Origin of the sequence: Streptomyces sp. NPDC048825, from assembly GCF_043198355.1 — a bacterium.
In the GTDB taxonomy this organism is placed as follows: domain Bacteria; phylum Actinomycetota; class Actinomycetes; order Streptomycetales; family Streptomycetaceae; genus Streptomyces; species Streptomyces xiangluensis.
The window spans coordinates 198,586-222,927 of record NZ_JBICUR010000005.1; the positions used below are offsets into that span (position 1 = coordinate 198,586).

The 24,342-nt window shown below is 68.5% G+C and carries 21 protein-coding genes and 3 pseudogenes; 8 read left to right on the forward strand and 16 right to left on the reverse strand.

Translation table 11 applies throughout. The features are described from left to right. Window positions 1–20: 20 nt before the first annotated feature. On the reverse strand, window positions 21–359 hold the full coding sequence (locus tag ACGFNK_RS14860) for a hypothetical protein (protein WP_165263474.1): 339 nt from the start codon (window positions 357–359) through the stop codon (window positions 21–23). A gap of 147 nt (window positions 360–506) precedes the next feature. On the opposite strand from ACGFNK_RS14860, the gene ACGFNK_RS14865 reads away from it, so the two are divergent. After that, entirely contained in the window at window positions 507–740 is a 234-nt protein-coding gene (locus ACGFNK_RS14865; protein ID WP_165263499.1) for a pentapeptide repeat-containing protein, read from the forward strand. 133 nt (window positions 741–873) lie between these two features. Here ACGFNK_RS14865 and ACGFNK_RS14870 read toward each other — a convergent pair. Then, a pseudogene (locus ACGFNK_RS14870) lies at window positions 874–1,019 on the reverse strand (transposase); the annotation flags it as partial. 123 nt (window positions 1,020–1,142) lie between these two features. Here ACGFNK_RS14870 and ACGFNK_RS14875 point away from each other — a divergent pair. Then, window positions 1,143–1,512 (forward strand): annotated as a pseudogene (locus tag ACGFNK_RS14875) (transposase); the annotation flags it as partial. A 50-nt stretch (window positions 1,513–1,562) separates the two neighbouring features. On the opposite strand, the gene ACGFNK_RS14880 reads toward ACGFNK_RS14875, so the two are convergent. Next, entirely contained in the window at window positions 1,563–2,630 is a 1,068-nt protein-coding gene (locus ACGFNK_RS14880) for an ADP-ribosylglycohydrolase family protein (RefSeq protein WP_393415811.1), read from the reverse strand. Between the two features lie 127 nt (window positions 2,631–2,757). Between ACGFNK_RS14880 and ACGFNK_RS14885 the strand changes: the two genes are divergently transcribed. Both ACGFNK_RS14885 and ACGFNK_RS14890 read left to right on the forward strand, forming a co-directional pair. Then, entirely contained in the window at window positions 2,758–3,036 is a 279-nt protein-coding gene (locus ACGFNK_RS14885; protein ID WP_393415813.1) for a hypothetical protein, read from the forward strand. Between the two features lie 135 nt (window positions 3,037–3,171). Beyond that, the gene (locus tag ACGFNK_RS14890; protein ID WP_393415815.1) at window positions 3,172–4,338 is read left to right on the forward strand and encodes a glycerate kinase; all 1,167 of its coding nucleotides are present in this window, start codon (window positions 3,172–3,174) and stop codon (window positions 4,336–4,338) included. Window positions 4,339–4,422: 84 nt separating this feature from the next. On the opposite strand, the gene pssA is transcribed toward ACGFNK_RS14890, so the two are convergent. From pssA to ACGFNK_RS14935, 9 genes are all read right to left on the reverse strand, one after another. After that, the gene (pssA, locus tag ACGFNK_RS14895; protein ID WP_386349727.1) at window positions 4,423–5,241 is read right to left on the reverse strand and encodes a CDP-diacylglycerol--serine O-phosphatidyltransferase; all 819 of its coding nucleotides are present in this window, start codon (window positions 5,239–5,241) and stop codon (window positions 4,423–4,425) included. Window positions 5,242–5,269: 28 nt separating this feature from the next. Continuing rightward, a complete protein-coding gene (locus ACGFNK_RS14900; protein WP_386349687.1) occupies window positions 5,270–5,926 on the reverse strand; it encodes a phosphatidylserine decarboxylase in 657 nt (218 codons plus the stop codon). Between the two features lie 167 nt (window positions 5,927–6,093). Then, window positions 6,094–7,299, reverse strand: coding sequence for an acyl-CoA dehydrogenase family protein (locus ACGFNK_RS14905; protein ID WP_393415817.1), 1,206 nt, complete (start codon window positions 7,297–7,299; stop codon window positions 6,094–6,096). 2 nt (window positions 7,300–7,301) lie between these two features. After that, window positions 7,302–7,814 (reverse strand): MaoC family dehydratase, encoded by a 513-nt coding sequence (locus ACGFNK_RS14910; RefSeq protein WP_393415819.1) that lies wholly within the window; start codon window positions 7,812–7,814, stop codon window positions 7,302–7,304. 6 nt (window positions 7,815–7,820) lie between these two features. Then, entirely contained in the window at window positions 7,821–8,840 is a 1,020-nt protein-coding gene (locus ACGFNK_RS14915) for an HpcH/HpaI aldolase/citrate lyase family protein (RefSeq protein WP_393415821.1), read from the reverse strand. After that, window positions 8,837–10,900: a protein meaA gene (locus ACGFNK_RS14920; protein WP_393415823.1), complete on the reverse strand. Its 2,064-nt coding sequence runs from the start codon at window positions 10,898–10,900 to the stop codon at window positions 8,837–8,839. The genes ACGFNK_RS14915 and ACGFNK_RS14920 overlap by 4 nt, the downstream gene beginning before the upstream one ends. A 9-nt stretch (window positions 10,901–10,909) precedes the next feature. Then, complete coding sequence (gene ccrA, locus ACGFNK_RS14925) at window positions 10,910–12,247, reverse strand: crotonyl-CoA carboxylase/reductase (RefSeq protein ID WP_393415825.1); 1,338 nt, start codon at window positions 12,245–12,247, stop codon at window positions 10,910–10,912. 430 nt (window positions 12,248–12,677) lie between these two features. After that, a complete protein-coding gene (locus ACGFNK_RS14930) occupies window positions 12,678–13,490 on the reverse strand; it encodes a TetR family transcriptional regulator (RefSeq protein ID WP_393415827.1) in 813 nt (270 codons plus the stop codon). Window positions 13,491–13,629: 139 nt separating this feature from the next. Further along, window positions 13,630–15,435 (reverse strand): 3-hydroxyacyl-CoA dehydrogenase family protein, encoded by a 1,806-nt coding sequence (locus ACGFNK_RS14935; protein WP_393415829.1) that lies wholly within the window; start codon window positions 15,433–15,435, stop codon window positions 13,630–13,632. Between the two features lie 367 nt (window positions 15,436–15,802). On the opposite strand from ACGFNK_RS14935, the gene ACGFNK_RS14940 reads away from it, so the two are divergent. Then, on the forward strand, window positions 15,803–16,393 hold the full coding sequence (locus tag ACGFNK_RS14940; RefSeq protein WP_393415831.1) for an adenylosuccinate lyase: 591 nt from the start codon (window positions 15,803–15,805) through the stop codon (window positions 16,391–16,393). Window positions 16,394–16,549: 156 nt separating this feature from the next. Here the strand turns inward: ACGFNK_RS14940 and ACGFNK_RS14945 are convergent, their stop codons facing one another. The 4 genes from ACGFNK_RS14945 to ACGFNK_RS14960 form a co-directional block, all read right to left on the reverse strand. After that, the gene (locus ACGFNK_RS14945) at window positions 16,550–17,089 is read right to left on the reverse strand and encodes a GNAT family N-acetyltransferase (protein ID WP_393416272.1); all 540 of its coding nucleotides are present in this window, start codon (window positions 17,087–17,089) and stop codon (window positions 16,550–16,552) included. Window positions 17,090–17,103: 14 nt separating this feature from the next. Next, window positions 17,104–17,502, reverse strand: coding sequence for a RidA family protein (locus tag ACGFNK_RS14950; RefSeq protein ID WP_386349707.1), 399 nt, complete (start codon window positions 17,500–17,502; stop codon window positions 17,104–17,106). A 73-nt stretch (window positions 17,503–17,575) separates the two neighbouring features. After that, window positions 17,576–19,165: an alpha/beta hydrolase gene (locus ACGFNK_RS14955; RefSeq protein WP_393415833.1), complete on the reverse strand. Its 1,590-nt coding sequence runs from the start codon at window positions 19,163–19,165 to the stop codon at window positions 17,576–17,578. 170 nt (window positions 19,166–19,335) lie between these two features. After that, window positions 19,336–20,379, reverse strand: coding sequence for an Rv2578c family radical SAM protein (locus ACGFNK_RS14960; RefSeq protein WP_393415835.1), 1,044 nt, complete (start codon window positions 20,377–20,379; stop codon window positions 19,336–19,338). A gap of 196 nt (window positions 20,380–20,575) precedes the next feature. On the opposite strand from ACGFNK_RS14960, the gene ACGFNK_RS14965 reads away from it, so the two are divergent. The 3 genes and pseudogenes from ACGFNK_RS14965 (at window position 20,576) to ACGFNK_RS14975 (ending at window position 24,248) form a co-directional block, all read left to right on the forward strand. Next, the gene (locus tag ACGFNK_RS14965) at window positions 20,576–20,965 is read left to right on the forward strand and encodes a VOC family protein (protein ID WP_393415837.1); all 390 of its coding nucleotides are present in this window, start codon (window positions 20,576–20,578) and stop codon (window positions 20,963–20,965) included. Between the two features lie 131 nt (window positions 20,966–21,096). Further along, window positions 21,097–21,540, forward strand: a complete 444-nt coding sequence (locus ACGFNK_RS14970; RefSeq protein WP_386341872.1) for an SRPBCC family protein — start codon at window positions 21,097–21,099, stop codon at window positions 21,538–21,540. A gap of 214 nt (window positions 21,541–21,754) precedes the next feature. Then, window positions 21,755–24,248 (forward strand): annotated as a pseudogene (locus ACGFNK_RS14975) (SpoIIE family protein phosphatase). Window positions 24,249–24,342 lie beyond the last annotated feature (94 nt).

The window sequence follows — 24,342 nt, forward strand, 5'->3', positions numbered from 1 at the left end:
CATGGCAGACGACGAGGGAGTCATGGAGCCGCCTTACGGGCACGTTGCGCCTGCGCCGGCGCGACACCGACGTCCTCGTCCGCGTGGAGCGCTGCGCGGCCGGCCGGCTCCGGGACGCCTATCCCGTCGCGGCCCATGACGTGGAACTCGTCCTGGAGTCGGATCAGCGCGCACAGACGGTACCTGCCCTTCTGCGAACACTGCTGGAAGCCGTTCGAGTAGCTGATCCACGCTGTCGCCGGGTGGTGTACGCGGTGGGGGAGGGAGACCGCGTCGCCCAGCAACACGCGGAGGCGGTCGGCTTCCGGTTCGTCGTCGACGTCGACCTCCAGGGCCGGCAGCTGAGCCTTCTGGTCCACGAACCCGAATGGGTCACACGCACCGATACGGACCTGGGTCACCTACCGGGTACGTGATCGGCGGCGGCCCAACGGCGAGCGCGGCGGCAGCGCCGGCGCTGACCTGCCCGGCGCGTACCTGACCGCGCGAACTCGGCCCGCGCGAATCTGCCCGGCGCGGACCTGGCCGACGCGAATTTGAGCCACGCGGACTTGGTCGGCACGAACCTGAGCCACGCGGACCTGACCGAGGTCGTTTGGTCAGAGCGAACGCGTTGGCCCGATGTCCTTGGTGAGAGCATGCGGCGGCGCTGTGTGCCGATCGGGGGCGGCAAGTGGCGTATTCAAGGGGCGGGCAACAGTGGGGCGGACCTAGAGGTGCCACCGGTACCAGTGCCCTAAGGCAGTCCCCACGGCGGCAATTTTTTGGAACCCTGGCAGTCAGTCCGGGTAACCCCTGCGGTCCCGGCCCTGCGCGGGCAGGGACGATGTCGACGTCGATGCCTAGGGCGGCGCCGTGCTCGATCGCCTTCTACTTGTAGCCGGTGTCGACCATGCCTTGCTGATGGTGGGGTGGTCGGTGACGCGGGTGAGGAGCTGTATGCCGGCCTCGTTGTCCGAGACGCTGGCGGCGGTCACCATGACCAGTAGTAATAGGCCGAGAGTGTCGACGCCGACTGCGAGCGTCAGCACACGTCAGTCTTCTTTGAGGGCTCAAGGCCCGGATCGTCGGCAGACGTTGTGCTGACGCCTGCGGCCGGCGCCGAGGAGGCGCCATCAGCGACCTCAGCTACCGCCCATTAGATCGTGGGCCGCAAGCGGAGCATTGTCGTCGACACCGTCGGCTTGCTGCTGGCGGTGCTGGTCACGGCCGCGAGCGTGCAGGACTCCGTCGCCGGCCAGGCCCTCATCGAGAAGGTGGCCGCCGAGCATCCCACCGTCCGCAAGACCTGGGTCGACGGCGGCTACCGCCAGCACCTCGTCGAGCACGCCGCGACCCTCGGCATCGACATGCACATCGTCCGCCGCGATCCCACCTGATGAGCCACCGTCGCCTGGCCCGCGACTACGAAGCCAAACCGCATCGCTCCGAAGCCATGGTCCACTCGCGATGATCAACCTCATGACCCGTCGCCTCACAGCCGAATCCACCCCGAGCTGGCGCGGCACGTGAACCGCCCCAATCCGGCAATCCGGGATGAAACAACGGAAGAAGACGCCCTCTCAGCCCTCCGCCCCCACCAACCGCACCGTCCGCTCCGCCAGTTCGCTGATGTGCACCCCGTCGAACCCGAACACGGCGCTGCGCACCCTGTCCTCCAGCGGGTCCTTCCACTGGTCCGGGATCGCGTCCGCGCCGGTGAGCACCCCTGCCACCGAGCCCGCCGTCGCTCCGTTGGAGTCGGTGTCCAGGCCGCCCCGGACCGTCAGCGTGATGGAACGGGTGAAGTCGCCGTCGCCGTACAGCAGCCCCGCGGTCAGGACGGCCGCGTTGGGGATCGTGTGGATCCAGCCGAGCCCCGCAGTCTCCTCCGCGACCGTCGTCAGGGTGTCCTCCCAGGTCATCCGGGTGTCATGGAGGGAGACCACCCGCCGTACGGTCCGGGCGAGCCGGCTGCTCGCGGGGATCACGGCGAGCGCCTGGTCCACGGCCTGCCGCACGGTGTCGACCGTGAACGCCGCCGAGATCAGCGCCGCCGCCCACATTGCCCCGCAAACGCCGTTGGCGGTGTGCGACAGGACGGCGTCCCGGCGGGCGAGGGAGGCCGCGCGTCGAGGGTCGCCCGGGCTGGTCCAGCCGTAGATGTCGGCGCGGATGAGGGCGCCGATCCATTCCTGGTAGGGGTTGTCGTGCGTCGCGGTCAGCGGCGGTTTCAGACCGTCCGCGAGGTTCCGGTACGCGACGCGCTCCGCCGTGAACGTCTGCAGATACGGCAGCCGCAGGAGCCACAGCTCGCCGACCTGCTCCGTACTGAAGCCGAAGCCGTACGTCTCGAGGAGATCGAGGCCGAGGATCGCGTAGTCCACGTCGTCGTCCCGGCAACTGCCGTGGATCCGGCCGCGTACGCACTCACGCCACTCGGGGCGCAGCTCCAGTTCGACGCCCGGCTCGACGGGCTCGGGCAGATAGTCGGTGAGCGGCAGGGCGGCGGCCTGCCGCAGATAGCGGTCGATGCGGTCCCGCGTCCAGTGGTCGCCCTGCTCGACCGGTTTGCCGAGCATGTTGCCCGCGATCCGGCCCAGCCAGCCCCCGAGAACGCGGTCCGCGACGTCAACACCGACAGGGGTCATACGTCCGGTGTACCGAATTCCTGCCCGTCCTGCCTGGTTTATGCCGATCCCGCCTCGCGCCACATGAGAGTCTCGTCGGGTTTTATTCGTATTGCGGGTTTGGAGATCCATGCGTTCCGTGCGTTCCGTGCCTTCCGTTCAGTCCCTGTGTTCCGCGCAGCCGAAGAGCCGTACGACCTTCCTGGCGGTCGCCGCCGCTGTCGCCGCCCTGTCCGCCACCGCGGCGGCCCCTGCCCATGCCGCGCCCGGCGATCCGCTGGTCAGGACCGGGGACGTCGGCAACGTCCGGATGGGCGACACCGACACCCTGGAGGACGTGCTGGAGCACATCAGCGTGCCGTTCGGCGGCAGCGGGACGCTGACGCACCAGATGTACGACTCCCCGGGCGCCGCGACGGCCGAGTAAGAGCCGTTCACTGTTCACTCAGGCACTGTCCGGCGTGCGGGATTCCGCCTGGGCAGCGCCCGCCTCCGCCGGTTAGGGTCACAGCGGCGCGACTGCCTTGACATGTCAAGGCCCGGAGAACAAGGGGAGTACAAGGTGGCGGACGCTGCAGTGAACCGGACCCGGGGGCGTACCCAGCGGGTGCTCATCGCCGCGGACAAGTTCAAGGGCTCGCTCACGGCCGTGGAGGTCGCGCAGCGGGTGACGGCGGGGCTGCACCGGGTCGCGCCGCGCGTCGAGGTCGAGGCACTGCCGGTGGCCGACGGTGGCGACGGCACGGTCGACGCCGCGGTCGCGGCCGGGTTCGAGCGGCGTGAGGTACGGGTCGCCGGGCCGCTCGGGGACGAGGTCACCGCCGCGTACGCACTGCGCGGCGACACGGCGGTCGTGGAGATGGCCGAGGCCAGCGGCTTGCAGCGGCTGCCTCTCGGCGTCCTCGCTCCGCTCACCGCGTCCACGTACGGGTCCGGAGAGCTGCTCCGGGCCGCCCTGGACGCCGGGGCACGGACGATCGTCTTCGGGGTCGGCGGCAGCGCCACGACGGACGGGGGCGCGGGGATGCTGGCCGCGCTCGGGGCCCGCTTCCTGGACGAGGACGGGCAGCCGCTGCCTCCCGGCGGCGGGCCCCTGCGGGAGCTCGCCACGGCTGATCTGTCCGGTCTTGATCCCCGTCTCGCCTCGGTCGACGTGGTGCTCGCGAGCGACGTGGACAATCCGCTGACCGGGCCGAAGGGGGCGCCTGCGGTGTACGGCCCGCAGAAGGGGGCCTCTCCGGATGACGTGGTGGCCCTCGACGCCTCCCTCGCGCATTTCGCCGCGGTTCTGGAGAAGGCGATCGGGGACAGGGCCGCGGAGTGCGCCGTCGTGCCCGGTGCGGGGGCCGCCGGCGGTATCGGCTACGGGGCTCTTGTGGGCCTCGGCGCGAGCTTCCGGCCCGGGATCGAGGTGATGCTCGACGTTCTCGGCTTCGCGCCCGCGCTGGAACGGGCCACGCTCGTCATCACCGGCGAGGGTTCCCTCGACGAGCAGACCCTCCACGGCAAGGCTCCCGCCGGGGTCGCAGCTGTCGCGCGCGCCGCCGACAAGGAGGTCATCGCGGTCTGCGGCCGGCTCGCCCTTCCTCCGGAGGCCCTAGGCCGGGCGGGCATCCGCCGGGCGTACCCCCTGACGGACGTGGAGCCCGACGTGGCGCGCTGCATCGCCGAGGCGGGGCCGCTTCTGGAGGACGTGGGGGAGCGGATCGCGCGGGACTTCCTGGTCTGAGGTTCGGAGCCGCTGGGCTGAAACGGGTGTGGGCCCGAGCCGTATCGGCTCGGGCCCACACCCGTCTGTCTGTCCGGCCTGCCGCTAAGGCAACTGGGCCGCTCGCGCCTCACGTCGGTTGTCGCGGAAGTTGTTCACCCTTCGCGCCGTGGCGAACAGGGGAATCACCGCGCCGGTGACCAGCTGGAGTGCGCAGCCCGTCTGGAGGAGGAGCTGGCCGCCGGGGGCGTCGAAGGCCCAGGAGGTCAGCAGGCCCATGCTGAGGACGATCCAGGAGAGCATCGCCACCGCGAGGCGGCCCCGCGGCTTGGGGTACTCGACGCGGCTCACCATCAGCCAGGCCGTGCCCAGGATCGCCATGAGCGTGGCGACGAAGGGCAGCTCAAGCAGCACGATGGACACCACGGTCAGCGCGCCGAATGGTGACGGCATGCCCTGGAACGTGCCGTCCTTCACTGTCACGCACGAGAATCTGGCGAGCCGCAGCACGACCGCCAGGAGGACCACGATGGCCCCCACCGCCGCCACTCGCTGCTGCGCGTCGTCCGCGACCATGCCGTAGACGAGGACGAAGTACGCGGGTGCCAGACCGAAGCTGATCAGGTCCGAGAGGTTGTCGAGCTCCGCACCCATGGGAGAGGAGCGCAGCTTGCGGGCCACCAGTCCGTCGAAGAGGTCGAAGACCGCCGCGCACAGCATCAGGATCACGGCCGTGGCCGCGCTGTTCCGGGCCATGCCCGACTCCTGGCTGCCCGTGAGGTGCGGGATCAGGATGCCGGTGGTGGTGAAGTACACCGCCATGAAGCCGCACGTGGCGTTGCCGAGGGTCAGCGTGTCCGCTATCGAGAGGCGGAGTGACAGCGGCATCTCCTCCGCGTCGTCCGCCTCGTCGGTATCCGGCACCCAGCCGGTGCCGGCCTGAGCCTCCGGATCAATCACGGTCAATGCGAGTCACCCCAGCCACCGTCTTCTGACCGACCTCCACCGCGACCTCGACGCCCTCGGGGAGGTAGATGTCGACGCGCGAGCCGAAGCGGATCAGACCGATGCGGTCCCCCTGCTCGACCTTGGTGCCCTGCGGAACGTACGGCACGATGCGTCGCGCGACCGCACCGGCGATCTGGATCATCTCGATGTCGCCGAGCTCGGTGTCGAAGTGCCAGACGACGCGCTCGTTGTTCTCGCTCTCCTTGTTGAACGCCGGAACGAAGCCGCCGGGGATGTGCTCGACCGACGTGACCGTGCCGGAGAGCGGGGCGCGGTTCACGTGGACGTTCAGCGGGCTCATGAAGATTGCGACGCGGGTGCGGCCGTCCTTCCACGGCATGATGCTCTGCACCACTCCGTCGGCGGGCGAGATGACCCGGCCCGAGGTGATCTCGCGCTCGGGGTCACGGAAGAACCACAGCATGCCCGCCGCGAGCGCGGTGGCGGGTACGGCCACTGCCTTGGCGGCGCCGGACTTGCGCGCGCGTACCAGGCTGAGGGCTGCGGTGGCGACGGTCGGGAGGAGCCACGGCGATGCTCCGCGCGCGAGGCGTGCGCCGACCAAGCTGTCGCGAGGTGCAGAGATTGGGCTGTGGGGCATGGATGACCTTCGTAGCGGATGATGCCGCGCTGCAGGAGGGGGACGGCGGCTTCCTGGGATCGTACCGGTCGCGGGCCACAACTGGGCAAGCCAGGAAGCCGAGTCAACGGCCGAAGTCCTGACGGGGTGTGATGTTCACCTCGAGCAAAACACCCCAATCGGCACGTCTAACCCTGGAATCGATACTCTTCGAGCAGCCGGCGCCCGATGATCATTTTCTGGATCTCGGCCGTACCTTCGCCGATCAGCAGCATCGGAGCCTCACGGTAGAGGCGCTCGATCTCGTACTCCTTGGAGAAGCCGTAGCCGCCATGGATCCGGAACGCGTCCTCCACGACTTCCTTGCAGTATTCGGAGGCGAGGTACTTCGCCATCCCTGCCTCGAGGTCGTTTCGCTCCCCTGAATCCTTTTTGCGAGCTGCGTTCACCATCATCGCATGGGCGGCCTCGACCTTGGTGCCCATCTCGGCCAGCTTGAACTGAATGGCCTGGTGCTGGGCGATCGGCTTGCCGAAAGTGTGACGCTGCTGGGCATACGAGACACCGAGCTCGAATGCACGCTGAGCGACGCCACAGCCACGTGCCGCCACATTGACGCGGCCGACTTCGACACCGTCCATCATTTGGTAAAAGCCGCGGCCGGTGACTCCGCCGAGCACGCGATTGGCCGGAATGCGCAGGCCATCCATGATCAGCTCGGTCGTGTCGACCCCCTTGTAGCCCATCTTGTCGATCTTCCCGGGGATCGTGAGGCCGGGCCGGACCTCACCGAAGCCGGGCTCCTTCTCGACCAGGAAGGTCGTCATCGACTTGTGGGGCGCGGTGCCCTCTGGGTGTCCTTCGTCACTTTTGACGAGGACGGCCACGAGCGTCGACGTACCGCCGTTGGTCAGCCACATCTTCTGACCGTTCAGGACGTATTCCTCGCCGTCCTTGACCGCCTTGGACGTGATCGCCGACACGTCCGAGCCGAGCGCCGGCTCCGACATGGAGAACGCGCCGCGCACCTCGCCCGCCGCCATACGCGGCAGGAAGTACTCCTTCTGCTCCTGCGTGCCGTGCTGCTTGAGCATGTACGCCACGATGAAGTGCGTGTTGATGATGCCGGACACCGACATCCAGCCGCGCGCGATCTCCTCGACGCAGAGGGCGTACGTCAGGAGCGACTCGCCCAGGCCCCCGTACTCCTCGGGGATCATCAGCCCGAAGAGGCCCAACTCCTTGAGGCCGTCGACGATCTGCTGCGGGTACTCGTCGCGGTGCTCCAGCTCGGTCGCGACCGGGATGATCTCCTTGTCCACGAAGTCCCGGACGGTGGACAGGATCTCCTGCTGGATGTCGGTCAGACCGGCGGTCTGGGCGAGTCGCGCCATGGCTACTTCTCCTGCTCCTTGAGCTGGGGCCGGCCGGGCTGCTCGCCGCCGCGCTCCTTGATGTACGTCTCGGTGGGAACCATCACCTTGCGGCGGAACACGCAGACCAGCGTGCCGTCCTGCTTGTAACCCTTTGTCTCGACGTAAACGATTCCGCGGTCCGACTTGGACTTGGAGGGCGTCTTGTCGAGGACGGTCGTCTCGCCGTAGATCGTGTCGCCGTGGAAGGTCGGCGCTACATGGCGCAGCGACTCGATCTCCAGGTTCGCGATCGCCTTGCCGGACACGTCGGGGACCGACATGCCGAGCAGGAGCGAGTAAATGTAGTTCCCTACGACGACGTTCTTCCCGAAGTCCGTCGTGTTCTCCGCATAGTTGGTGTCCATGTGGAGGGGGTGGTGGTTCATCGTCAGGAGACAGAAGAGGTGGTCGTCGTACTCGGTGACCGTCTTTCCGGGCCAGTGCTTGTAGATGTCCCCGACGGTGAACTCTTCGTAGGTGCGGCCGAACTGCATGGTGTCTTACGCCTCCGGGGCCTCGAACTTGGACGTACGGGTCATGCCGGCCGCCCGGCCCTTGCCCGAGATGACGAGCGCCATCTTGCGGCTGGCCTCGTCGATCATCTCGTCGCCGATCATCGCGGAGCCCTTCTTGCCGCCCGCCTCGGACGTGTAGTACTCGTACGCGTCCAGAATCAGCTCGGCGTGGTCGAAGTCCTCCTGGGACGGCGAGAAGATCTCGTTGGACGCCTCGACCTGACCCGGGTGCAGCACCCACTTGCCGTCGAAGCCGAGGGCGGCGGCGCGCTGGGCGACCTCGCGGTATCCGTCGACGTTGCGGATCTGCAGGTAGGGGCCGTCGATCGCCTGGAGGTTGTTGGCGCGCGCGGCCATAAGGATCTTCATCAGGATGTAGTGATAGGCGTCCGCCGGGTAGCCGGGCGGCTGCTCGCCCACAACTAGCGACTTCATGTTGATCGACGCCATGAAGTCGGCCGGGCCGAAGATGATCGTCTCGACGCGCGGGGACGCCTGGGCGATCTCGTTGACGTTGTTGAGACCCTGGGCGTTCTCGATCTGCGCCTCAATACCGATCTTGCCGACCTCGAAGCCCATCGTCTTCTCGATCTGGGTGAGAAGGAGGTCCAGGGCCACCACCTGTTGGGCGTCCTGGACCTTCGGCAGCATGATGCAGTCGAGGTTCGGACCCGCCCCCTCGACCACCGTCACGACATCGCGGTACGTCCACTCCGTCGTCCAGTCGTTGACGCGCACGACCCGCGTCTTGCCCGTCCAGTCACCCTCGTTGAGGAACTTGACGATGGTGTGCCGCGCCTCGGGCTTGGCGAGCGGCGCGCACGCGTCCTCCAGGTCCAGGAAGACCTGGTCCGCGGGGAGGCCCTGGGCCTTCTCCAGGAAGCGGGGGTTCGAGCCGGGGACGGCCAGGCACGAGCGCCGCGGACGGAGACGGTTGACACTAGGAAGGTGCGCGGCGAAGCCGCTCGTTGGAGGGGTGGTGGCGGGAGACGGGCGGGCGGTCATGCGGGGACCTCCAGGGGGTCGAGCTTGTTCGCGGTCCGGATCTCGTCGACGATGCGGCCGATGATTCCGGTGATGTCGAAGTCCTTCGGGGTGAAGACCGCGGCCACTCCTGCGGCACGCAGCTGATCGGCGTCACCATTCGGGATGATGCCACCCGCGATCACCGGGATGTCTGTGGCTCCTGCCACACGCAGCCGTTCCAGCACGTCCGGCACCAGCTGCGCGTGCGAGCCGGACAGGATGGACAGACCGACCGCGTGCACGTCTTCGGCGACGGCCGCGGCCACGATCTCCTCGGGCGTGAGCCGGATGCCCTGGTAGACCACCTCGAACCCGGCGTCGCGGGCCCGTACGGCGATCTGCTCGGCGCCGTTGGAATGCCCGTCCAGGCCCGGCTTGCCCACCAGGAAGCGCAGCTTGCCGACGCCCATTTCACGGGCGGTCACGTCGACCTTGCGGCGCACCTCCGCCAGCGCGCTGCCCTCCTGCGCGGCGACCGCGACGGGCGCCGACGAGACGCCGGTGGGTGCCCGGAACTCGCCGAACACCTCCCGCAGGGCGCCCGCCCACTCGCCGGTGGTGACCCCCGCACGGGCGCACTCCAGTGTGGCCTCCATCAGGTTGCCCGTCCCGGCAGCTGTCTCCTTCAGCCGCTCCAGTGCCGCTCCCGCGCGTGTGTGATCGCGTGCGTCACGCCATTCACCCAGGGCCCGTACGACGCGCTCCTCGACCGTCGGGTCGGCCGTATGGATCGCCGTGTCCAGGTCGGCCGTCAGCGGGTTCGGCTCGGTCGTCTCGAAGACATTGACGCCCACGATCTTCTCTTGACCGGACTCGATGCGGGCCCTGCGCTCGGCATGCGAGGAGACGAGCTGCGACTTCAGGTAACCGGACTCGACGGCCGCCATCGCGCCGCCCAGCTCCTGGATGTGGTCGATCTCGGCGAGCGACTCCTCGACGAGCTTGCTGACCTTCGCCTCGATGACGTGCGAGCCCTCGAAGATGTCCTCGTACTCGAGCAGGTCGCTCTCGTACGCGAGCACCTGCTGCATGCGCAGCGACCACTGCTGGTCCCAGGGGCGGGGGAGGCCCAAGGCCTCGTTCCAGGCGGGGAGCTGCACGGCACGCGCGCGTGCGTCCTTCGAGAGCGTCACGGCCAGCATCTCGAGCACGATCCGCTGGACGTTGTTCTCCGGCTGGGCCTCGGTCAGACCGAGGGAGTTGACCTGGACCCCGTACCGGAAGCGCCGGTGCTTGGGGTTCTCGATCCCGTACCGCTCGCGCGTGATCCGGTCCCAGATGCGGCCGAACGCCCGCATCTTGCACATCTCCTCGATGAAGCGGACGCCCGCGTTCACGAAGAAGGAGATGCGCGCGACGACGTCACCCATGCGCTCCTGCGGCACCTGGCCCGAGTCGCGGACCGCGTCCAGTACCGCGATGGCCGTCGACATCGCGTACGCGATCTCCTGGACCGGAGTGGCTCCGGCCTCCTGGAGGTGGTAGCTGCAGATGTTGATCGGGTTCCACTTGGGGATGTGGCTGACCGTGTACGCGATCATGTCCGTCGTCAGACGGAGCGAAGGCACCGGCGGGAACACATGTGTGCCCCGCGACAGGTACTCCTTCACGATGTCGTTCTGTGTCGTCCCCTGGAGCTTGGTGATGTCCGCACCGTGCTCCTCCGCGACGACCTGGTAGAGCGCCAGCAGCCACATGGCCGTGGCGTTGATCGTCATCGAGGTGTTCATCTGCTCCAGGGGGATGTCCTGGAACAGCCGGCGCATGTCACCGACGTGCGAGACGGGGACCCCGACCCGGCCGACCTCGCCGCGGGCGAGGATGTGGTCGGGGTCGTAGCCGGTCTGTGTCGGCAGGTCGAACGCGACCGAAAGACCGGTCTGGCCCTTGGCGAGGTTGCGCCGGTACAGCTCGTTGGACGCCTCGGCCGTGGAGTGACCGGCGTAGGTCCGCATCAACCACGGCCGGTCCCGTTCTTTTTGCGCCTGCGGCGCGGGCGGCTCGCCCTGTGCCGCAGGCGCAGTCTGACGCTCACTCATGTACGGACCTCAGATGTTCCGGAAGCGGTTGATGGCGTCGATGTGCTTGGCGCGCTTCTCCTCGTCGCGCACGCCCAGGCCCTCGCGGGGCGCCAGTGCCAGCACGCCCACCTTGCCTTGGTGGAGGTTGCGGTGCACGTCGTACGCGGCCTGCCCGGTCTCTTCCAGTGAGTACACCTTGGAGAGCGTCGGGTGGATCTTGCCCTTCGCGATGAGCCGGTTGGCCTCCCAGGCCTCGCGGTAGTTGGCGAAGTGCGAGCCGATGATGCGCTTCAGGGACATCCACAGGTAGCGGTTGTCGTACTCGTGGTTGTAGCCCGAGGTCGACGCGCAGGTGACGATCGTGCCGCCCTTGCGGGTGACGTACACGCTGGCGCCGAAGGTCTCGCGGCCCGGGTGCTCGAAGACGATGTCGACGTCCTCGCCGCCGGTCAGCTCACGGATGCGCTTGCCGAAGCGCTTCCACTCGCGCGGGTCCTGGTGGTGCTCGTCCTTCCAGAACTTGTAGTCCTCGGCGGTGCGGTCGATGATCGCCTCGGCGCCCATCGAGCGGCAGATCTCCGCCTTGGTCGGGGAGGACACGACGCAGATGGGGTTGGCGCCGCCCGCGAGCGCGAACTGCGTGGCGTACGAGCCGAGTCCGCCGCTCGCGCCCCAGATGAGGACGTTGTCGCCCTGCTTCATGTCGGCGCCGTTGCGGGACACCAGCTGCCGGTACGCGGTGGAGTTGACCAGGCCGGGAGCGGCGGCCTCCTCCCAGCTGAGGTGATCCGGCTTCGGCATCAGCTGGTTGGACTTGACGAGGGCGATCTCGGCGAGACCGCCGAAGTTCGTCTCGAAGCCCCAGATGCGCTGCTCCGGGTCGAGCATCGTGTCGTTGTGGCCGTCGGACGATTCCAGCTCGACCGACAGGCAGTGCGCGACGACCTCGTCACCGGGCCGCCAGGCGTTCACGCCGGGACCGGTGCGCAGGACGACACCCGCGAGGTCGGACCCGATGATGTGGTACGGCAGGTCATGGCGCTTGGTGAGCTCCGAGAGCTTGCCGTACCGCTCCAGGAAGCCGAAGGTGGCCAGCGGCTCGAAGATCGAGGTCCACACCGAGTTGTAGTTGACCGAGGAGGCCATCACGGCCACCAAGGCCTCGCCGGGACCGAGCTCGGGCACCGGCACCTCGTCCAGGTGCAGCGACTTGCGGGGGTCCTTGTCGCGGGTGGTGAGGTCCGCGAACATCTCCGTCTCGTCCTTGTGCACGGTGATCGCGCGGTACGAGTCGGGCAGCGGCAGTGCGGCGAAGTCGGCGGAGGTGGACTCCGGCGACTGAATCGCGTCCAGGATTTCCTTCACGGTGTTGCCTCCGGCGAAGCGAGCGCTCGGGGAGCGCTTGAGGGTTACGTCGGGGTGGTTGCTGCTGATGTGAGGCGTGCCGTCGGTTCGGCCAAGGTGGAGCTGGCAGCGCTTTGTGGCGCGGAAGGTTGCCTGTGACGCAGGCGTCCGGGCGCGCAGGCCATAAAGCTTGCGGGGACAGCCGGCGTACGAAGGTGCTCTGCACGCCGGCCGCCCGGACTACTCCAACGTATGGCACCGCGTGTCACGTCGCAAGGCACGGAGTGCCAGAATTTTCTCTCATCTGTCATTCGCCCGTAACAGATGAGCGATGATCGATCAGTACTCGCTCCAGAACCGCCCTGAACAGTCCGGTGGATGGTGAACGGCGGGTGAACGGCGGGGGTCGCGGTGCCGCGGCCGAAGTCCCTACGCCCGCTGTACGGCCCTTCTACGACCGTTCTCGCAGCGCCTGCTCGATCGTCTTCATGACCTCGTTGAGCGGTGCGTCCGTCCTGGCCACCGTCACCAGCACCTCGCCCTGCGAGGCGACCGAGGCCGCCGCTGAGCGAGGCGCGGTCTCACGCCCCACCCCGATGCCCGTACCGAAGGTCTTCTGGACTATGGCGAACGCGTGGTCCAGCTGCGCCTCCACGTCGCCCTGCCCGCCGGCTCGCAGCCACCGCCGCAGCACATGGTTGTGCGCCGTGACCACGGCCGAGGCGGCGACCTCCGCGAGGAGCGGATCGTCGTTCGCGTCGTCGTCGTGTGCGTGCTCGTCGAAGTGCCCCAGCAGATAGCGCGTGAACAGCCGCTCGTACCGCGCCACGGACGCGATCTCCGCCTCCCGCAGCGTCGGCACCTCACGCGTGAGCTTGTACCGCGACACCGAGATCTCCGGCTGGGCCGCGTACATCTTCATGACTTCCTTGATGCCGCGGCACACGGTGTCGAGCGGATGCTCGTGCGCCGGCGCGGCATTCAGTACCGCCTCTGCCCGGATCAGGGTGTCGTCGTGATCGGGAAAGATCGCCTCTTCCTTGGAGCGGAAGTGCCGGAAGAAGGTGCGCCGGGCGACCCCGGCCGCCGCGGCGATCTCGTCGACGGTCGTCGCCTCGTAGCCCTTGGTCGCGAACAATTCCATGGCCGCGGCCGCCAGCTCGCGGCGCATCTTGAGCCGTTGGGCGGCGGCGCGGCTGCCCGCGGCACTCTCCGGAGCGTCGGGCGTGGCTGGTGTACGGGAGGACTTGACCGGCTGGGACATGCCCCGAACGTACTGCATTCGTGGAGCGGGGCGCTCAAGATCCCCTCTCCCCCCGTCCTGTGCAGGGGGAGAGGCACCGGCCGGGTCGAGCAGTCCGCCCCAGTCCGCGCGGTCCGTGAACCAGTCGCCGGGCCGTCGCTCAGCGCCGTGCATATTCGCGGAAGCCGCGGCCGGTCTTACGGCCGAGGCAGCCCGCGGCCACCAGGTGCTCGAGAAGCGGCGCCGGGGCAAGGCCCGGGTCGCGGAACTCGCGGTGCAGGACCTTCTCGATGGCCAGCGAGACATCGAGACCGACCACGTCGAGGAGCTCGAAGGGGCCCATCGGGTAGCCGCCGCCGAGCTTCATCGCGGCGTCGATGTCGTCGAGCGAGGCGTAGTGCTCCTGGACCATCTTGATCGCGTTGTTCAGATACGGGAACAGCAGCGCGTTCACGATGAAGCCCGCGCGGTCGCCGCAGTCCACCGGGTGCTTCTTGATCTTCGTGCACAGCTCGCGGACCGTGGCGTGCACATCGTCCGCGGTGAGAACGGTGCGGACGACCTCCACCAGCTTCATCGCCGGGGCCGGGTTGAAGAAGTGCATGCCGATCACGTCCTGCGGGCGCGAGGTGGCGCGGGCGCAGGCGACCACGGGCAGCGAGGAGGTCGTGGTGGCCAGGATCGCGCCCGGCTTGCAGACCTTGTCGAACACCGCGAACAGCTGCTGCTTGATCTCCAGGTCCTCGGCGACGGCCTCCAGCGCCAGATCGACCTCGGCGAAGGCGTCGTACGAACCCGCCGGAGTGATCCGCTCCAGAGTCTCGGCGGCGGCCTCGGCGGTCATCCGCCCCTTGTCGACAGAGCGCGAAAGCGACTTGCCGATACGGGCCTTGGCGGACTGCGCCTTCTCCTCGCTGCGCGCGGCGAGCACGACGTCGTACCCGGCCTTCGCGAAGACCTCGGCTATGCCGGACGCCATGGTGCCGGAGCCCGCGACACCGACCGAGCGGACGGGGCGCCCAGGGGTTTCGGGGCCCGAGGAGAGCGGCGTCAGCGCGTCGCGCACGACGGTCCCGCTGCCCGGAGCGTCGTAGGTGTAGAAGCCGCGGCCCGACTTGCGGCCGGTCAGGCCCGCCTCGCTGAGCTGCCTGAGGATCGGCGCCGGCGCGTGCAGCCGGTCGTGCGAGGCGGCGTACATGGCCTCCAGGACCGTACGCGCGGTATCGACGCCGATGAGGTCGAGCAGTTCGAGCGGGCCCATGGGCAGTCCGCAGCCCAGCCTCATCGCGGCGTCGATGTCCTCGCGGCTCGCGTACTTCGCCTCGTACATCGCGGCCGCCTGGTTGAGGTAGCCGAACAGCAGACCGTCGGCGACGAAGCCGGGGCGGTCGCCGACGGCGACGGGCTCCTTGCCGAGTTCGAGGGCGAGATCCGTGACGGCGGTGACGGCGCCGGGCGCGGTCAGTACGGACGAGACGACCTCGACCAGCTTCATCGCGGGCGCCGGGTTGAAGAAGTGCAGCCCGAGAACACGCTCGGGACGGGCCGAGTCGGCGGCGAGCCGGGTGACCGAGAGGGCGTTGGTGCCGGTCGCCAGAACTGTCTCCGGGCGCACGATGCCGTCGAGCTCGCGGAAGATCTGCCGCTTGATCTCGTACGACTCCGGGGCCACTTCGATCACCAGGTCGGCGTCGGCCGCCGCGCGCAGATCGGTGGAGGTGCGGAAGCGTCCGAGGAGCTCCTCGCGCTCCTGCTCGGTGAGCCGCTCGCGCCGAACGGCACGGGCGGTCGCGGCCTCGAGCGCGGTCTGGGCCCGGGCGGCGGCGGACTCGCTGATGTCGATGCCGATGACCTCGCGGCCGGCCCGGGCGAGAACCTCCGCGATGCCGGTGCCCATCGTGCCGAGGCCGACCACGGCGACGATCTTGAGATGGGGCAGAGGGGTGTCGGACAGGGGAGTGGCCATCACGGGACTCCAGGGATGAGTGACGACTGAGGGACGCATCTGGATACGCCGACCGGCGCACACAGTGCGGGAGTTGTGCGGGTGTGGAGCCGGGCTGCGAAGCGCACACGCCCGGTGCCGTCCGCGGGCCGGACACGCAGGCCCGCGAGGCGGTGAAGACCGACCGGCCCTGTCCCGGAGCCGAGTCGTACTGAGGTACTCGAAGTACCGAACCGACCGACACTCACGGCGGCTGCGTCACCAGGCCGCCGTAAGCAGGTATGCGAGTGGGTAACTCGCTCGATTGAGCTTAACTCGCGGGTAACGAGCGCGCCAGTGTGCGGAAGAGTCGAGGTTATGTGACGTACGTCGCGGATAAGCTCGCGCCATGGACGAAGAGTTTCGGTCGCTCACTGGGCGCTTACGGTTTGAGGCGGGTGCTGGGGAGGCATTCGCGTACGAACGTCTGGTTTCCACCGGTGATCTCGATGAGCTGGCCGATGTGCTCACCGCGCCCCAGCAGCCGCTGTGGGCGCGGGAGTTGGCGGCGTTCCGGCTTGGGCTTGTAGGGGATCGGCGGGCCTTTGAGACGCTTGTTCTGCTGCTCAATCATCGGGATCCGCAGCGGTGTGCTTCTGCTGCGTATGCGTTGGCGCGGCTTGGGGATCCGCGTACCGCCCGGGCGGCGGCTGCGCTTGCCACCAATGAGCTGCGGGTTGCTTATGCGCTTCATCCGGTGCGGTTGTTGGTGGAGCTGCGGGCTCCTGAGGCTGTGCCTGCGCTGATTACTACGCTGGCGCGGCGGTTTCGGCCGCATGATCCGTATCGCAGGGTTGCGCTTGCTTGTGTGGAGGGGCTGGGTGCGCTGGGGGACGAGCGCGCGCGTGCCATCTTGAACGAGGCGCTTGCGCATCCTTCGCTGGCGCAGGCGGCGGCCGGTGCGCTCAAGCGGTTGCCGGTTCAGCGATCTCCTCGCTAGTGCCGGGTGGGGTTTTCGCCCCCGCCGCCCCTACCCGTTCCTATCCCTTGGGGCCCCGCCCCAGGCCCCGGCAGGGCGGAGTATGTGAACTGCGGGTGCGTCGTGGCTGGTCGCGCCCGCGCGGCGGAGCCGCAGATTGATACAGTCCCGCGCCCCTTACGGGGCTACGGCCAGTGGCCCGGAGTAACGCACCTCGGGTACCGAGACGCCGGCCACCTCCCACGGCTCCTCCGTGCCGTCCGGAGTGAAGCCGGCCCGTTCGTAGAAGCGGCGGGCGCGAGCGTTCTCCTTGAGTACCCACAGCAGCATCCGGTCGTGGCCTGCGTCGGTGCAGCGGGCCTTGGACTCCCGTAGCAGGGCGTGGCCCACGCCCTGGGAGAGCCGGTCGGGGTGCACATAGATCGCGTACAACTCGGCATCCTTCGTGGGGAGTTCACCGTCTCGGTAGGGACCGTGACACGCCCAGCCGACCACCTCGCCGTTCCTCCCCCAGTGCCTTAAGGGCCTGGGAGGTGCCCCCACCGCGACCAGGTTCACCACGCCCTCGCCGGCCTGCTCGAAGTGGGCCCGGCGGCGCGACACCTCGGCCGTAAGGTCGAGCCCGTCGAGGTAGGACTGGGGTATCAGGCCCGCGTAGGCGCTCTGCCAGCCGCGTATCCGGATCTCGGCCACGCGCTCGCAGTCGGCGAGGGTCATTTCACGGATGTGGATCACTCGGGCAGTATCGCGTACGCCTCGATCTCCATCAGGAACTCCGGGCGTACCAGGCCGGCGACCTGCACGGCCGTGGACGCCGGCAGGCGGTCGGGGGATATGCAGGCGTCGCGGGCCGCGCGGACGGCCGGGATGTGGGCCATGTCCGTGACGTAGTAGGTCAGTTTGATCACGTCGTCGAACGTTGCCCCGGCGGCGGCCAGGCAGCGGCGGAGGTTCTCGAAGGTCTGGCGGGCCTGGGCCGCGGGGTCGTTCTCGCCGACCAGCTTGCCGTTCTCGTCCAGTGCCAGTTGGCCCGAGATCGCCACGAAGCGGCCGGTGCCCAGGACGACATGGGTGTATCCGGTGGCGGGGGCGACCCCGTCGGGGGCGGGAATGCGGGTCAGTTCGGTCATGGGTCCATCGTGGACCATGGCACTGACAATGCCCCCGACGGGCAGCCGCTGCTCACTGATCACATACCGAGGCTCAGCCTCGGAATCCGAGCATGCCGTGCAGTGTCGCGCCGCGCGAAGCCGAGGCCTCCTGTGCGGTCAGCGGCTCGGGATCCGGCAGTGTCTCGCACACCGCGTCGGCCTCGCCGTCGCTGCGCGGAACCTTGCCGGTGGACAGGTACGTTGCCAGGTGCTGGTCCAGGCAGGTGTTCCCGGACAGCGTGATGCCGTGGTTTCCGCCGCCCTGCTCGACGACCAGGCTGGAGCCGCGCAGCAGGTGATGGACCGTGACACCGCCCTCGTACGGGGTGGCCGCGTCGTCGGTCGCCTGGAACAGCAGCGCCGGCGGCAGCGAGTCGTTGGCGACGTCGACCGGGTCGAGCGAATCCGTCGGCCAGAACGCGCACGGCGCGTTGTACCAGGCGTTGCTCCAGGTCATGAACGGTGCCTTCTCGTGCACCTTCCAGTTGTCGTGGCGCCACTGGTTCCAGTCCCGCGGCCAGGACGCGTCACGGCACTCCACAGCGGTGTAGACGCTGTAGCCGTTGTCGCCCGCCGCGTCGACGGCGGCGAAGTTCTGGTACGCCTCGACCAGCGGGTCGTCGTTCTTGTCGTTCACGTAGGCCGCGAACGCCTCGGCGAGGTAAGGCCAGTAGCCGTTGTAGTAGCCGCCGGGGAGGAACGTGTCCTCCAGTTCGGACGCGCCCACCGTGCCGTCCGCGGGCTTCTTCGCCAGCGCCGCCCGCATCGCGTACCACTTGGCCTCGATCTTCGCCGGATCGGTGCCGAGCTTGTAGGTCGCGTTGTACTTGGCGACCCATGCCATGAAGGCCTTGTGGCGGCTGTCGAAGGCGTAGTCCTGATCGATGTTGTCGTCGTACCAGACACCGGTGGGGTCGACGATGGAGTCGAGCACCAGGCGCCGCACGCGCTCCGGGTAGAGCTTCGCGTACACGGCGCCCAGGTAGGTGCCGTACGAGTAGCCGAAGTAGTTGATCTTCTTGGCGCCGAGTGCGTGCCGGATGGCGTCCATGTCACGGACCGCGCTCACCGTGTCGATGTACGGCAGCACGTCCGCGTATTTCTTGCCGCACTCCTCGGCGAAGGCCTGTACCCGGGCGAGGTTGGCCTTCTCCAGGGCAGGGGTGCTCGGCACGGAGTCGGGGCGTACCGGCGCGAAGTGACCGGGCCGGCAGTCCAGCGCGGGCTTGCTGGCGCCGACGCCGCGCGGGTCGAAGCCGACGACGTCGTACTGCGCCGCCACCTCCTTCGGCAGCGAGGACGCGACGAACCCGGCGAGCGTGAGACCGCTGCCGCCGGGACCGCCCGGGTTGACGAGAAGTGGCCCCTGGTACGTCTTCGAGGTGTGGGGGATCCGCGACAGCGCGAGCGTGATGCGTTCGCTGTACGGGTTCGAGTGGTCGAGCGGCACTTTGAGGGACGCGCACTGGAGCGTCGGGTAGTCCTCGGTGCCGCACTTCTTCCAGGTGAGCTTTGCCGCGGGGGCGGACTGGTTGGAGTGCGGTGCGGTCGCGGCGCCCGCGTTCGCGTCGGCCGGAACCGCGGTCACCAACCCGGCCAGCACGGCGGCGGCACCGCACAGAGCGGTTGCTCTTTTCTTCATCAAGGCCTCCCAGGACGGAGGAATTTGAACCGTGCACATCACGGCCCGCCCCGCATCGTCCCGGAAATGACCCTCAGGAAGGACAGGTTCTGCGAAGAGTTGACACTATTGGGCAGCGCGATGCCGCCGGATGCCGGGCAAAGGCGCTGGTCGGAGCAGGGAAACGTTCGTCAGAGCAGAGTGAGTTGAGTGGGCCCCGGTACGACCGGCTCCGGCTCCGGCTCCGGCTGGGGCCTCCGGCGAGGCATCCCCGCGCGTGTGGGACCGATGCCGTACTCCTGGGCCAGTTCGTGCACCTGACGGGTGATCCGGCGCTGGTACCACTTCGGGGCGTACGCGCCTTCCGCGTACAGACGCTCGTAACGGCGTACCAGATGCGGGTGATGGTGCTCGAGCCAGCTCATGAACCACTCGCGCGCTCCCGGCCGCAGATGCAGCACGAGCGGGGTCACCGAGGTCGCTCCGGAAGCCGCGATCGCCCCTACGGTGGCGCGCAGTTGGGAGGGGTGGTCGCTCAGGAAGGGGATCACCGGGGCCATCAGTACGCCACAGCCGATGCCGTTCTCGTTGAGCGTCCGCACGACGTCCAGGCGCCGTTCCGGGGCGGGTGTGCCCGGTTCGACGGTCCGCCACAGCTCGTGATCGGTGAAGCCCACGGAGACGGATATCCCGACCTCGGTGACGGCGGCGGCCTGCTTCAGGAGGTCGAGGTCGCGCAGGATCAGGGTGCCCTTCGTCAGGATCGAGAAGGGGTTCGCGTGGTCGCGCAGGGCGGCGATGATGCCGGGCATCAACTGGTAGCGGCCCTCGGCGCGTTGGTAGCAGTCGACGTTCGTGCCCATCGCGATGTGCTCCCCCTGCCAGCGACGCGAGCCCAGCTGACGGCGCAGCAGCTCCGGTGCGTTCACCTTCACCACGATCTGGCTGTCGAAGCCGAGGCCCGTGTCGAGGTCCAGATAGCTGTGGGTCTTGCGGGCGAAACAGTAGACACACGCGTGTGAGCAGCCGCGGTACGGGTTGACCGTCCACTCGAAGGGCATGCGTGAGGCTCCCGGCACCCGGTTCACGATCGAGCGGGCCCGGATCTCGTGGAAGGTGATCCCGCGGAACTCCGGCGTGTCGAAGGTGCGGGTGGTCACCGCGTCCGCGCCGAACAGCGCGGGGTTCTCCGGCGGATTGCCGCCGGACTCCACTGTGAGGTTCTCCCAGCGCATGAGGCCTCCTCGGTAGCACTGAGCACAGAATAGAACACTTGTTCCCTTGATTGTGTGTGGAGTGAGTCAAACTTTTCGGCAGGGCGTTGAGCAGGGAGTTGAGGTGAAGGGTCGGGAAGGATGGCGGGTTGAGCAGACAGCAGAAGCCGTCACAGCAGGTGTCGGCGGACCCGCTACTCGACTGGGAGGTCCTGACATGGCCAGTAAGTTCACCGAGCTTGCGATCGACTGTGCCGATCCCCGCGGTCTCGCCAGGTTCTGGTGCTCGGTCCTTGACTACGAGGTGCAGGACGAAGACGACGGAATCGTCATCATCGGCTCCCCTGCCGTGCCCGAAGGCAAAGACCGCCTTGGCCCGGTGCCACCGGCGTTGACATTCGCGCAGGTGCCCGAGGGCAAGACCGTCAAGAACAGGCTCCACATCGACGTCAACCCGACCGACAGGGAGCAGGAAGAAGAGGTCCGTCGCCTGCTCGACCTGGGGGCCCGACACGCCGACGTCGGCCAAACCGGCGATGAGAGCTGGGTGACACTTGCCGACCCGGAGGGGAACGAGTTCTGCGTCCTCGCGGGCCGCCGCCCCTGATCGGAGGCCGCACACCGCGCCGGTTCCGCCGCCCTTTCTGCGCCCCTTGGGGGACCCCGATTTGGGCGGCTCGGCCGCCTGGTGGTTGGCTGACCGTGCCACCCCCGAGTTTCCAAGTGCTGGAGGAACCAATGGCGCAGGTCGAGGCCACCACGGAGCGAGTCGTAGCGGCTCAGCCGGACGACGTTTTCGACGCCCTGGCCGACTACAGCGGCACGCGCGGGAAGATCCTGTCCGAGCACTTCAGCGAGTACGAGGTCCGCGAGGGCGGTGACGGCGAAGGCACCCTCGTGCACTGGAAGCTCCAGGCCACCAGCAAGCGCATCCGTGACTGCCTGCTCGAGGTGAGCGAGCCCACCGACGGCGAACTCGTCGAGAAGGACCGCAACTCCTCGATGGTCACCACCTGGCGGGTCACCCCGGCCGGCGAAGGCGCGGCCCGCGTTGTCGTGACCACCGTGTGGAACGGCGCCGGCGGCATCGGCGGCTTCTTCGAGAAGACCTTCGCGCCCAAGGGCCTCGGCCGGATCTACGACACGGTGCTGGCGAAGCTCGCCGCCGAGGTCGAGAAGTAGCCCAAAGAATCCCAAGAGGTCCCTGTGCAGGGCGCGTTGAACGCGCCCTGCACTGACGCGCTCTGTCGCGGCGTTCCCGATGTTTCCGCCGGCGGCGCTCCGTCGCGTACGCCGGAGCAATTCCCGGGTTGCCACACATGGCAACCGTACGCACCCGTACCGTGGTGGGTGCGGCACAGATCTTGCGGGACCGTGGGGAGAAGGGGCCTTGGCCATGGACCGTGGCACCGATGGGGGCGCGGCTTCAGGCGGCGGAGCCGGGAACGGCGCTGTGGTGGAGACTGTCGCGGTCGGCCGCATTCCGCTGGCCGTGGTCGTCGTCGACCGCGAGGGGCTGGTCTCCCACTGGAGCCGGGGCGCCCGGCGCCTGTTCGGGACCCCCAAGGATGAAGCGGTGGGCCGCCCCGCCGCCGATCTGCTCCCCGTGTCCGGCGCCCTGACCGAGGACGACGAGATCACGCCGTACGGAGCGTATGCCGCGTACGACGGACTCGGCCCCGACCTCGAATCGTCCCTCGACGGGCGGCTGTCCTACCCGGCGGCGGGCCGCGCCCGGCTCTCGGTGCCGGGCTCCGAACGGGTCGACGTCCTGTGGTGGGCGTATCCCCTGGTGGGCCCCGGCCGGGAACGGCTGCTCGTGCTGGCCGCCGACGCGGACGGGACGCGCCGCGACGACGCCGCCGATGACACAGGGGCGAGCGAGCCCGTCGAGCGCATCGCGCCCGGCTTCGCGCTGCACACCGACTTCCCCGGCGCCGAGGACCTCGCCCGCCGGCTGCCCGAGATCCTGCCCAGCATGAGTGTCGGCGAGAGCGCCCGCATCGTCGGGCAGGTTCTCGAACTGGGCTATCCCGTCCTGGAGTTCAGCCAGAACGAACGGGTGCCCGTCACTCCCGACTGGGGTGTGCCGCGGCGCATCGAGCGGAAGGCACGCCAGGAGCGTGCGGCCCGGGCGGCGGCGTCCGGTGAGCCCCTGCCCGCGGACCACGAGAATGACGTGGAGGACCTCGAGTACGCCGCGGTGCGTGAACGTCTGGAGTTCCTGAACGAGGTCAGCGGGCGCATCGGCACCTCGCTCGACCTGTCCCGCACCATCATCGAGGTCAGCAAGGCCGTGGTGCCGCGGTTCACCGACGTCGCCGGGACGTACCTGCGCGAACAGGTCGTCGCCGGTGAGGGCTTCCCCGACGGTGTGCCCGACACGACCACCATGTGGCACCGCGTCGCCGTGGAGCACACCGACGAGCCGGGCCGCTGGGACGATGTCGTACCGGTCGGCGAAGCCATGCCGTTCCCGGCGCACACGCCGTTCTTCCAATGCATGACCACCGGCGAACCCGTTCTCGTGCCGCGCATCAGCGAGCAGATGGGCCACATGATCGCCGCGCAGTTCGAGAAGCGCGACATCCGGCCCCTCATCACCGGCCGCTCCATGCTGGTCGTCCCGCTCAAGGCCCGAAACGTGGTCCTCGGGTTCATGATCCTGCTGCGCCACCCGGAGCGCGTCGAGTTCAACGACATGGACCGGGTGACGGGTGCCGAACTCGCCGCCCGCGCCGCGCTCGTGCTCGACAACGCCCGCATGTACACGTACCAGGAGAGCGTCGCCGAGACCCTCCAGGACAGCATGCTGCCGCACATCGCGCCCCGTATGTCGGGCTGCGACATCGCCACCCGCTATCTGCCGGGTACGTTGCTGGGGCGGGTCGGCGGCGACTGGTTCGACTCGGTGAAGCTGCCCGGCTCACGGACCGCGCTCGTCGTCGGCGATGTGATGGGGCACGGGCTCAACTCGGCCGCGATGATGGGCCAGTTGCGCACCGCCGTACAGACCATGGCGGGCCTCGACCTGCCGCCCGCCCAACTTCTGCGAAACCTCGACGACTTGGCGCAGCGGCTCGGTGAGCACTATCTCGCGACCTGTCTGTACACGGTGTACGACCCGATCGCCGACGAGCTCCAGATCGCCAACGCGGGCCATGTTCCGCCGGTGTTGGTCCGTGCCGAGGACGGCCGCAGCGAACTGCTCGACCTGCCGACGGGGGCGCCCATAGGGGTCGGCGGAGTGCCCTTCGAGACCGTACGGGTGCGGGTGGCGCCCGGCGACCGGCTTGTGATGTGCACGGACGGACTGGTGGAGGTGCGCGGTGAGGACATCGGCGTCGGGCTCGCCACGCTGTGCGAGTCCGCCGCGCATCCGGCGGCGTCCATGGACGACGCCTGCGACACCATCATCCGGTTCCCTTGCCGAGACGTTTTCGAAAGCGGGGCGCGGCGGGCGTAAGGACGATGTGGCGTTGCTGATGGCTCGGCTGGGAGGCATCGAGCCTGAGGATGTCGCTACATGGGGGCTCGCGGCTGAGCCGATCGAGGTGAGTCGTGCGCGGGACGTGGTTCGTGAACAGCTCCATGAGTGGGGGCTCAACTCGCTTGCTGATCAAGCTGAGTTGATGGTCGGCGAGCTCGTCACCAATGCCGTACGGCATGCCCGTAGCCGGCGGATCGAGCTGCGGGTTGTTCGTGGGGACACGTTGCTGTGCGAGGTGGATGACGACGATCCCACGTTGCCGACGATGCTCAGTGCGGGGCCACATGACGAGTTCGGCCGCGGCGTGCGTGTGGTCAGCAGGCTGGCCCGGGAGTGGGGCGCCAGCCGCACGGCTTCCGGCAAGACCGTGTGGTTCGAGATGACGCTGCCTCGTCGTTAGCCGCGGGGGCGCGCGGCGGCGTACGTGCGTCGAATGAGTCGTGAAAGGTACGAAAGGTGTGTGCCGTGCGCTTGTCGCCTCACTCCGGGCGCGG

What these genes read in the sequence shown, in the direction of transcription:
- ACGFNK_RS14880 (WP_393415811.1), bottom strand. Translation starts at nt 2,630, where the DNA reads ATGACCCCTGTCGGTGTTGACGTCGCGGACCGCGTTCTCGGGGGCTGG.
- ACGFNK_RS14900 (WP_386349687.1), bottom strand. Translation starts at nt 5,926, where the DNA reads ATGCCCCACAGCCCAATCTCTGCACCTCGCGACAGCTTGGTCGGCGCA.
- ACGFNK_RS14905 (WP_393415817.1), bottom strand. Translation starts at nt 7,299, where the DNA reads ATGGCGCGACTCGCCCAGACCGCCGGTCTGACCGACATCCAGCAGGAG.
- ACGFNK_RS14910 (WP_393415819.1), bottom strand. Translation starts at nt 7,814, where the DNA reads ATGCAGTTCGGCCGCACCTACGAAGAGTTCACCGTCGGGGACATCTAC.
- ACGFNK_RS14915 (WP_393415821.1), bottom strand. Translation starts at nt 8,840, where the DNA reads ATGACCGCCCGCCCGTCTCCCGCCACCACCCCTCCAACGAGCGGCTTC.
- ACGFNK_RS14920 (WP_393415823.1), bottom strand. Translation starts at nt 10,900, where the DNA reads ATGAGTGAGCGTCAGACTGCGCCTGCGGCACAGGGCGAGCCGCCCGCG.
- ACGFNK_RS14930 (WP_393415827.1), bottom strand. Translation starts at nt 13,490, where the DNA reads ATGTCCCAGCCGGTCAAGTCCTCCCGTACACCAGCCACGCCCGACGCT.
- ACGFNK_RS14935 (WP_393415829.1), bottom strand. Translation starts at nt 15,435, where the DNA reads ATGGCCACTCCCCTGTCCGACACCCCTCTGCCCCATCTCAAGATCGTC.
- ACGFNK_RS14940 (WP_393415831.1), top strand. Translation starts at nt 15,803, where the DNA reads ATGGACGAAGAGTTTCGGTCGCTCACTGGGCGCTTACGGTTTGAGGCG.
- ACGFNK_RS14945 (WP_393416272.1), bottom strand. Translation starts at nt 17,089, where the DNA reads ATGACCCTCGCCGACTGCGAGCGCGTGGCCGAGATCCGGATACGCGGC.
- ACGFNK_RS14950 (WP_386349707.1), bottom strand. Translation starts at nt 17,502, where the DNA reads ATGACCGAACTGACCCGCATTCCCGCCCCCGACGGGGTCGCCCCCGCC.
- ACGFNK_RS14955 (WP_393415833.1), bottom strand. Translation starts at nt 19,165, where the DNA reads ATGAAGAAAAGAGCAACCGCTCTGTGCGGTGCCGCCGCCGTGCTGGCC.
- ACGFNK_RS14960 (WP_393415835.1), bottom strand. Translation starts at nt 20,379, where the DNA reads ATGCGCTGGGAGAACCTCACAGTGGAGTCCGGCGGCAATCCGCCGGAG.
- ACGFNK_RS14965 (WP_393415837.1), top strand. Translation starts at nt 20,576, where the DNA reads ATGGCCAGTAAGTTCACCGAGCTTGCGATCGACTGTGCCGATCCCCGC.
- ACGFNK_RS14970 (WP_386341872.1), top strand. Translation starts at nt 21,097, where the DNA reads ATGGCGCAGGTCGAGGCCACCACGGAGCGAGTCGTAGCGGCTCAGCCG.